This window comes from Natranaerobius trueperi (genome assembly GCF_002216005.1).
Taxonomy (GTDB): domain Bacteria; phylum Bacillota; class Natranaerobiia; order Natranaerobiales; family Natranaerobiaceae; genus Natranaerobius_A; species Natranaerobius_A trueperi.
In genome coordinates this window covers 1-1,356 of the sequence record NZ_NIQC01000062.1, presented here as the reverse complement: position 1 = coordinate 1,356, position 1,356 = coordinate 1, and the positions used below count along the sequence as shown (strand labels likewise).

The window sequence follows — 1,356 nt, the reverse complement described above, 5'->3', positions numbered from 1 at the left end:
TTGATCCATTTATAAATAGTAACTTCCGTTACGCCATATTCGCTCGACAGGTCCTTTACAGAAGTACCTGAGTGATACAAATCTACAACTGTTTTTTTGAAATCGTCACTATAGTTTTTACCCATTACTGGACACATCCTTTCTTACCTCTATTTTATAGACTTAACTAAAATGTGTCCATAAAACTATACTAACACCAGTTATTTGGTGGACAGTTTTATATAGTGTTGGTTTAAAATCTCGATATAGTTCTTTAAGAACAGCTTTTTCTGACGGAGAAAGTTTACCTACCTTACGTAATAAGCTCATGAAATCCCCCTTGTAGTCAATCTGTCGAAAAATCTAAGTTACCCAGGAAATTATTTAATCTTTATTTTGAATAAAATCCATAAACATGCTTTGTTCTCGGAAATAAGCCATTCGTTAGCCATTTTAGTTAAGTTTGTTTGACCTTTGAAAAAGTCCCATTCATCAGTTTGCCAGTTACCTTCCCAGGTGTTTTGTAGCCAATCTTGAAACTGCTTGTAGCTTTTTGTTGGTGTCCCTTTATTTTCTGTAACCCAAAAAAACTCTAGCAATTTAAGTACAGGAGTAGTCTATTTGTCGCTTTGATTTAGAGCCATATATAGAGCTTCATCTATTAATTGAGGAAGTTCGCCAGTTTCTAGTTTGTTTTCTGTATTTGAGGCAATTAAATCATAGTACTTATTAAAAGCATCATCTCTTGATGCAAAAAACTGCATATTAGATTGCTTTGTTTGGTAGTCATATAAAGGGATCATTTCGACTTCTTCTTCCTTCCCCTTTATTCCTATAGTTCTTATTTTAGGATAATCATTTTTATTGCCTCATAAGAAAAACTCTCTGCCATCCTCACTTACTCCTAAAATACAATGAGAGCCCTTTTCCAGGTAGTTATCATGGTATTTGTATTTTGTATCTATAATAATTAATACGTCTTCGTCGAACTTAATTGTATCTAAATAATCAGTTACCCATTGTCTAATTAAACTGGACGAATTTTTATGTTTTAAAATACAAGCTGATTGAAAGGCTCTTTTTTCTAGCCAATTAATACGAAAATCATATTTAGAATTTTTCGAAACATGGAATTTCTCAAATCTCATGGTCTGACCCTCCTAACAAAAGGGTATATTTAAGGGTATTTTCTTATATTAGCTATAGATTGTCAATTCACACCAGGCAAAGTTTGACATGTCAGGACAGAAAATCGAGTAGGAGGTAGATAATTAATTTATCTACCGACCTCTCACACCACCAAGCATACCGTCCGGTACTTGGCGGTTCAATGATTTAAGTGCAGTACCTCGTATCGTTTGGATATGTCATCATATC

The 1,356-nt window shown here is 33.7% G+C and carries 5 protein-coding genes; all 5 read right to left on the bottom strand.

What is annotated here, in order from left to right; translation table 11 throughout:
- A partial coding sequence (locus tag CDO51_RS12980) for a transposase (RefSeq protein ID WP_158212473.1) occupies nucleotides 1-125 on the bottom strand: 125 nt, incomplete at its 3' end.
- Nucleotides 126-162: 37 nt separating this feature from the next.
- Nucleotides 163-309: a hypothetical protein gene (locus CDO51_RS13970; protein WP_158212472.1), complete on the bottom strand. Its 147-nt coding sequence runs from the start codon at nucleotides 307-309 to the stop codon at nucleotides 163-165.
- A 50-nt stretch (nucleotides 310-359) separates the two neighbouring features.
- Entirely contained in the window at nucleotides 360-578 is a 219-nt protein-coding gene (locus tag CDO51_RS13965) for a hypothetical protein (protein ID WP_089024643.1), read from the bottom strand.
- Nucleotides 579-596: 18 nt separating this feature from the next.
- Nucleotides 597-782, bottom strand: a complete 186-nt coding sequence (locus CDO51_RS12970; protein WP_089024642.1) for a hypothetical protein — start codon at nucleotides 780-782, stop codon at nucleotides 597-599.
- Nucleotides 783-848: 66 nt separating this feature from the next.
- Nucleotides 849-1,127: a hypothetical protein gene (locus CDO51_RS12965; RefSeq protein WP_089024641.1), complete on the bottom strand. Its 279-nt coding sequence runs from the start codon at nucleotides 1,125-1,127 to the stop codon at nucleotides 849-851.
- Nucleotides 1,128-1,356: the final 229 nt, after the last annotated feature.